Here is a 7097-nt window from a genome sequence, read left to right on the forward strand (position 1 = left end):
GTTCCTACTCTTTCTCAAAACTGCTAGGTAGTTGACTCCTAAAATTAACATCGAATTTGTTAACAATAAATTTATCCGGAAGATCGTTATACACCTGAGAACATTTAATTGGTAGATGCACCCTGATAACTAACTTCCCCTAGTCGGCTAACATCCACTGGGGGTTTTTTCTCAACAATATCATCTTAACCTACCCTATCATTAAAACTATTCTCTGGCAATATCCTCATTTAACAAGTTTCTGTCATTGTCACCCACGAACTACTCCCTTTAACTTACACAGTGGCGAAATATACTAGTAGACTCATGGATATGTCAACCTGAAAATTTCCTAGCCATCACTTTCATTGTATTGTGATCCTTATGAATGACTTCAGAATGATTACCGCGATAGTTAATGGCATTCTTAATTATTTCTTTATCATTTTTTGTATGAACAGCCATTCAGCAACCTGTGATTTCTTTATAACATATTCTAGATTGATATATCAATACCCCTGACAAAATTCAGTTATTTTACTGAGAAAGAAATAGGTAATAGGTGAGATTTTGATTAGTTACCCATTACCTATTATCAGTCTAAATTACTCTAAACTTAGCTCTGTTAACAATTTAAGTGATTTAGTCAATTGTGATTTGTTGAGGTGCATTTGCTTTAGCGCTTTGGGTTTCTGTGCCTGGGTTGCTGGAACTTTTTGAACAGCATTTTTTATCTAGCCAACTTTTGACGGGTTCTTCATTTAAGTTGAGACGGAGGACACCAGAAACGAACCCACCCATAAAAGAGACTGGATTCTGGGCAAATTCTTTAACTAGGGGGGATAATTCACTAATAAACATTACACTCTCCAAGTATTGCTGTAAAAAATTATTAATTCTTCATTAATCTTAACATATCTGTCTGAGAAAACAACTAGTACGGTGATCAAGTCAAAGCTTTTAATGATTGAGAATGAACTGAGGACGAATTTCGATCTGTATAATCACATAATAAGTAGGTTGGCGTTAAAAATTGTCGTTATGAACAGGGAACAGAGAACAGGGAACAGGGAACAGGGAACAGGGAACAGGAAACAGGGAAGAGGTTTTGGGTAACTTTAGTTTTCGTTACTTATGTCGTTTTTTTTCCGTTTACCTACTTCACTAGGATAATTAATCTTGATTTCCAGCCCGTATTTAATTAAAATAAGCTATCTAAATTAAAATTAAAAATTAAATTATGGCCAGCAACTGGGAAAACTTTCTCAAGAATTTAGGTGAATGGCGTGGTTCATTTACTAAAATATCTGCCGATGGTGAAATATTAGATTCTACTCCTAGTATTCTAAATTTGGAAGCAGATGATCATAATCAAGTTGTACTGTTTAGATTACGCCGTTTTAATTCTGCTAATTATGATAGTCCTCCTATTCAGGATTATCAACAGGAATATCGTTCTTTAGGAAGACAGAATATCTTTTTTGCCACGGGAGCTTTTTCTAAAGGAACATTGCAATTAGCACCTTTTTCTGAATTTGGAGCCGAATACGGTTTTGTTGATCATGATCGTCGCTTGCGTTTAGTGCAATTATATGATCAAAAACGCAACTTTATTAGTTTAACTTTGATTAGGGAATTTCGCAGTTTTACAGATGCTTATGAACGACCGCAATTGACGGTGGAACAGTTGATTGGTAATTGGCGAGGACAAGCTCATACAGTTTATGCGGATTTGAGACCATCAGAAACCTATGCCACTTATTTAGAAATTCAAAAAATAGGTGATGGATATTTAGAACAAAAATTATCTTTCCAATCGCAAATTATAACTACAAAAGCTAGGATAGAAGGAAATAAAATTATCTCAGAAACGGAAGGAATTGCTCGCCAGATTTTGTTATTGCCTGATGGCAGTTCTAGTGATGTTCCTCTGCAACTACAATTGAGAAAATCCTTTTTTGTCGCCGCAGGTTGGTTAGTTAGAGAAAATGAACGTCAACGGTTAATTCGTAATTATAGCGACAAGGGGGAATGGATTAGCTCAACTCATATTATTGAACATAAATAGGGTTAACTTTGATAAAATACGTTTGTTTGAGCAGAAATGGGTGAACTAAAAGCCCATTTCAGAGGAGTTAAGCCCAGTACGGGCGAACGGACGTTCGCCCCTAGTTAGGAATTTTAAGGGGTGATTAATTGGCTGGGGAACATACATTTGTCAGAGTCGCAACCACTAGGACCCGATTCTAATAACTCACCCAAATCGTAGCGGCTTAAAGCACCACAGAAGTCATCTGTCTTGCGTCGAATCTTGACCTCTCTAGATAAACGTTCATAGGTCTGCTTATCTATAGGCTCAAAGGGTAACCGGGGAAAGGTTTGGATATCATCAAACCGGGCTAACAATGCAGCGGAAACATATCCTTCGTCATTTTGGATAGCTTCATATATGCGTGTTCCCAATGCTTCTATTTCTTCGGAACGAAGCTCCAAAGTAGCTGAGGTGTTGTGTGTCACATAATGGTTTTGAACTTGCATGACAAAATCTAATTGCGCTAAGACAGAAAACCGAGAAATATCTATTTCCTCAGCACCGGGTAAGTCCGCCCAGGACACAGCAACTGGTATTTCTACTAACCATTCCGTACACCGGGAATCGAAAGGATCATTAAGTAAGTTGCCGTTTTCGTCCTTGTCAGATTGGGAGGGAATGACGTTGTAACCATAATCTAGACAGGCTAGGGCTACGGGGTCATTTTTCCGAAAAGTGATGCGACGAATGAATCTTTGGGCTTTGGGGGGATGCCAACCAGGTGAAGCACCAGTCAAGAGGGATTTAGTGCCGGCTGGTTGAACTGTAGTGCAACGGTTGGGTCGTTTTATCTGATGGCGATCGCAATATTCCCATACTACCTGATGGACTACATCTTTCCAGAAGTTAAGATATTTTTGCTCACCACGTTTAAATATCAGTCCTTCGGGAGTTTCTGGTCTTCCTGCTTCCCACCAGCGCAACCAGTCTGTACCAAAAGCATGAACAAAGAAGTCAAATAATCCGGTAAAAGATACACCGACAATGGGGTCAAGTTCTCGACTGTATTGATAACGCGGTTCAAGGAATTGGTGGTTTAGCAGCGCAACTACAGAAAGCGCACCAGCGGCAAAGGCTTCTTCCTGTTCTTTGTAGTTATCGGGGTCAAGCTGGTTTAAATGTACCTCTGATAAATTACAATTTCCGGTTAGAGTATTACCAAAAACACCTTTATGATATTCAGGCTCATTGAAGCAGTAAGTATCATGTAATCCTGGTAGTTGTTCAACACTTTTCACAACCTGCCATTTACCTTTATGTTTAGCATCTGTACCTTTAGTTACATCTAAACGCTGACAAGGAATTTCGCCACAATCGGTTATTTGCAGGTAGCACAAATCTCTACTTCTAATGCCATAGTTGGTAACTGACCCTTTGTGAGCGCAAAGATTTACAGATGAACGAATACCGCATTTAGTTAGTAGTAACTGAACTCGGTAAGCTCGATCATACTCAGAGATATATATTCTGATGCCGTTGCTTTGTGTATTTGAGCCGTCTGCATCTGCTAAACCAGCGATAAAGTGCAAAATTGCTTGACGATTCCAACTGGCAATGACGTTCAGTGCTTCTGAATTTGTTTTTAGGCTTTTTAAGAATTCTCCAGAAAACCCTAAATCTGTGACATCTGTAAAAGTAGGTAAGTAGTCATAATCTCTGATAGGAGATTTATTTCCTGAAAGATTTAAAGCGGCTTTCTGTTCGTAAAGCCTAACCTTGGCATTGTTGTTTTGATCTGTTGTCTCATCTCCTACCGCTACTCCTAAAGTGTAGGCATAGTTGGAATCAACATTTAATCCATCTTCGTATTGAATTTTAAATGGTTCAGTGTGGATAGCATACCGACTGGTATCCATCAAATCTTTTGTTTGAACTTCTTTATAATTCTTGCCAAATTTATCTTTGACAAAGAAGCGATGATATTCAGTTGCGTCTAAATATGAACCATCCCCAAAACGCACGCGATAGAGAACGCGAGAACTACCAGTTTTTAATGGTTTAACTTGACTCCAGTTTTTACCGTTCCAAATGTCAATTTCGCATCCAACAACATCCTCAATTTTGTGCATTCCATCTTTAGTGATGAGCAGAGTATCACCACTTACACAGTGAAAATTACTACCAATAATTTCTCCGCAATTGTGGGCAACAATGCCATTAGCATCAAATCGAGAAACCCCTGGTACAGTACAGTCAAAAACTGCTTCCACTCCATCAGGTATAATTTCCTTGATTTTAACTGCAAATCGCTCACGATTTAGTTGTCGTTTGTATCCACTAATTAATTCTTGCAAGCGATTAGCTTTTTGAGGTTCCTGAAATCCGATAATGCTTTGAAACGCATAGATATTATCATTGGTGATTACAAGCTCATGCTGTGCTTTGCAAAAATACAAGGCTGGTTGACGATTGCTATCAGGAAGATGACGATAGCTTTCACTACGACGCTCTTGATAAATTGTTGAAATAATACCCAATCGAGCCAGCATTCTTTGAACAATTTTCAAAGTTTCCAGGTTGCTTTGTGCCAGTCTGACACTAACACCTTTTTGTTGATTACCTTGTACACTACCATCAGCATCGAATAAGCCACGTAAGAAACCACGATAAAATTCATAGCTGGCTTCCTCAATTTTATCTGTTGGTATTTTGTGTTCTAAGGTAACACCATAATTAGCTGCCAATCTAGCTAACCCTGATGAGTTGATCACTCGATGTTTTAGCTGCTTATGGTAGTGTCCAGACTCTGTGGAGCCAGAAAAATCAACAGCCTTTTTGAGTAAAGTAACAGCATATCTTCCCATTTCTTCTTGAGTATCTTCCCAATATCGTAGATACGCTGTTTTACCCGATTGTGTTGAGGCAATACTACCATCACCAATGAGATTACCAAGCAACCAACCCTCATCAAAAGTACCAAAACTATCCCAAGGTTGTACCCCACGATGATTATGAACGAAAATATAATCACCAGGACTCAAATTTTCAGCTTCTACCCACTCGGAGTATTGCTTTTTCTGAGTTTGAGCAGTCACCTTAAGTAGCTGATGATTGCCGGTTAAACGCAATTCATAGCCCTCTTGAGTGATAACTTTTAATACGGGTTTGACTCCTGTAAACCAAAAGCCATCGGTTGTAGTGCTGAACAATTCTCCATTGACATACACACTCAACTGTTTACCTATCAAATCTTTAACAAGTCTTGCACCTTGTTCAGTGTGAACCCAAGTATCAGCCGTTATGCACGGATTTAAACCAAACCTACCTGTTCTATGTTCTAGCTCATTAGCATCAATTTCAGGATGGTATTCTTTTATCCATTGCTCGACTTTCCCTTGCTCGTAAGCCTGCAAAAAGTCTCTTTTCCGTTCTGGTGTATTTAATAAATCAGCATTAGCTCTAGCGACTGCTTCACCAGCCCATTGAATTGCCCCTTCACCGCTGTAATATTGTTTACGTACAGCAGCAATGGATTCTTCTAAGGTTGGTTTGCGGTGAAAGACTCGTGTATGGTTGGCCATTCGCAAAGAATCACGTTCTGGATCTATACGCCAGTTACCTTCTGCGTCTTGTTGCCAGAGGTTATCTTTGGCAGTTGCGCCTTGTTCATCTTCAGAAACGAATTGACGCATACCCGCGCTTCTACGTATATTTCCTGCCACAATTGTTACAGCAGCTTCATCAATTAACAAGCAGCATTCAACTGAATTTAATTGTCTACCTATTGCCTTATTGAGAATAGAGGCGCAACACTGATACAATCCAGGTAATTTCACGGGATTAGCCATACCGCCAAAACCTTTGAGTGTTTCCCCGGATTGACGCACATCGGAAATATCTACAACTACTTGCACGTCATCGGTAAAGCGTTCATCAGTGGATAGTTCTAAAATACTTTGGTAGGATTTTACCCAACCTTCTCGACTATCTCCGACGTAAATAATAACACTGTTACCATCAATCAAAATTTGTGTAAGTTCACGACGTTGTTCCTTGGGTGTACTACCAACTTCACCGCGAATACTGATATTAATGCGGTTGCGGATAGGAGGTAGCTGATTAATATACCGTGGTTCAATGACCGCTCCTGTGCCACAACCCATCATAGCCAAATCCATCATTAACCCAAAGGCTTCCCAGTCTACAAGGTTGGTAGAGGTGCAGTTGTAAGCACCAGAATAGTTTTTAGCATTAGATAACCAATTCGTGCCACCAACCCACAACCAGCGCCCGCTAGGGAGACATTTCATGTTTCGCTGCATCTTATCCAAGATAACAGCATCTTCATGGGTGAGTTTTCCTAATTCTATTAAACCCTGTAAAGTGCGATCGCACACCTGACTCCAGGTTTCCCTCAAACCCGCATCCGTGCGTCTGCTGTAGGTTCTAAAAAACACCGGATTAGCTGCTGGGGCCGATTCTGGAAATACACCCTGATATTTGCGCTCAAGTTCCCTGACCATAATAAGATTTTGTTGCTGATTCACAAATTAAGACTATAACGTCAAGTAGTTATATAAGCAAAGATTGTTAAAATCATGTTTGTGTCAATTGTAACTGTATCTTCCTTTCGGTAGAAAACCCTAAATGTAGTCTATAGTTGTCAATTTTCAAAATTTCACCTACTTTTTTTCTCATACTAGGTTATTTATGTAATTTAGTAATTTTTATATGCTCTATTGGTGCATATAATACTACACTTAGATAAGTATACATCAGCCTTCAACTGATAAATTTTCACCTTATCCTTTAATTCTTCAATAAATTTATATTTTTCATGATTGTCATCTTTTAGTTCATGATCTTAATCTTTTAATATTTGAATAAATTTATATTTTTCATGATTGTCATCTTGTAATTCATGATTTTAATCTTTTAAATATATTTTTATATCAATTTAAATTTGATTTTAAATAGGAATTTATTTATAGTAAAACTTTCTTATTGTTATAATATCTGATAAAATGTAATTAAATTTTAAGTTATATTTAACTATAAAAATTATTATTAATAATATTTATTTAGT

3 protein-coding genes are annotated in these 7097 nt (G+C 38.2%); 1 reads left to right on the forward strand and 2 read right to left on the reverse strand.

Annotated features, from left to right (window positions below; all coding sequences use genetic code 11):
• Positions 1-621: 621 nt before the first annotated feature.
• Entirely contained in the window at positions 622-840 is a 219-nt protein-coding gene (locus ACIR131C_RS0104125; protein WP_028089174.1) for a ssl0294 family protein, read from the reverse strand.
• Between the two features lie 379 nt (positions 841-1219).
• Between ACIR131C_RS0104125 and ACIR131C_RS0104140 the strand changes: the two genes are divergently transcribed.
• Positions 1220-2047 (forward strand): DUF3598 family protein, encoded by an 828-nt coding sequence (locus tag ACIR131C_RS0104140; protein ID WP_028089175.1) that lies wholly within the window; start codon positions 1220-1222, stop codon positions 2045-2047.
• A 113-nt stretch (positions 2048-2160) separates the two neighbouring features.
• Here the strand turns inward: ACIR131C_RS0104140 and nrdJ are convergent, their stop codons facing one another.
• A complete protein-coding gene (gene nrdJ, locus ACIR131C_RS0104145) occupies positions 2161-6534 on the reverse strand; it encodes a ribonucleoside-triphosphate reductase, adenosylcobalamin-dependent (RefSeq protein ID WP_028089176.1) in 4374 nt (1457 codons plus the stop codon).
• Positions 6535-7097 lie beyond the last annotated feature (563 nt).

Origin of the sequence: Dolichospermum circinale AWQC131C, assembly GCF_000426905.1 — a bacterium.
In the GTDB taxonomy this organism is placed as follows: domain Bacteria; phylum Cyanobacteriota; class Cyanobacteriia; order Cyanobacteriales; family Nostocaceae; genus Dolichospermum; species Dolichospermum circinale.